The following is a 1062-nucleotide window of genomic DNA, read 5'->3' on the forward strand; positions in this document are numbered from 1 at the left end:
GGCAGGGGGTGAGTTTGGGCACGGTGGCAGTGGTCTGGCTGAGTCACATCTTGTCGCAAGCAGATCATCGGCTGAACCAAGTGCAAGAGTGGGTTGAGCATCATGCAGAGACGATTGGGGAGAGTCTAGGACAGGAGATCCGCACGTTGGACTGGAGTGATGATCGCTTAGAAGGAGTGTTGCGCTATTTGAGTGACGATGCCGATTGGCGGCAGTTTGAAGCAGCTTTGACGCAGCGACAGATTCAAGTCTATGACCTGCGCCCAGAGCGGGTACGACTAGATAGTACTTCGGTGAGCGGGTTTTGGAATGCGAGCGAAGACGGACTGTTCCAACGCGGACATAGCAAGGATCATCGACCAGATCTCTGCCAACTCAAACTGATGCTGGCGAGCTTAGACCCATTGGGTCTGCCAATTGCAAGCGAGATTGTAGCAGGCAACGCGGCAGACGACCCCTTGTATGCGCCTGCGGTACAGCAAGTCAGACAAACCCTCAACGCGCCCGGACTGCTGTTTGTGGGTGACTGCAAGATGGGGAGTTTGAGCACCCGATATCTCATTGCATCGGGGGACGATTATTACTTGTGTCCCCTGTCGAAAACGCAAGTAAATGATGCCCAGATGCAGGAGTATCTCAGCCTCGTCGTGGGCAAACAGGTGGAGTTAGAGCACATCAACTATGAATATGCGAATGGCAAAACAGCAGAGATTGCTGAGGGCTATGAACAAGAACAGATTTGTCAAGTTGAAGTGGATGGCGAAAAATGGACGTGGATGGAACGCCGATTGATTGTTTACTCCATCGCTCAAGGCAATGCCCAAAAGCAGTCTCTCCAAACTCGTATCGAGCAAGCTCAGTCCGAACTGACCGCCCTCAATCAACCCAATCGGGGGAAGAAACCCTGGAGCGACCTGGCAAGTTTGACCCAAGCGAGCGAGCGGGTGCTAGCAAAGCATCGAGTCGCGGGTCTGTTCGTGTTGGACTATTCAGAACAAGTGACCCAAGTGGTGCAACGGAAATATCGCGATAGACCCGCACAAGTTATCGAGCAACACCGCT

The 1062-nt window shown here is 53.0% G+C and carries 1 protein-coding gene; it reads left to right on the forward strand.

Annotated elements, in window-relative coordinates; translation table 11 throughout:
* Positions 1-1062, forward strand: a 1062-nt coding sequence (locus ACQ4M5_RS41770) for an IS1634 family transposase (protein WP_430681694.1), incomplete at both ends; no start/stop codon positions are given.

The organism is Leptolyngbya sp. AN10, from assembly GCF_050565645.1.
GTDB lineage: Bacteria > Cyanobacteriota > Cyanobacteriia > Leptolyngbyales > Leptolyngbyaceae > Leptolyngbya.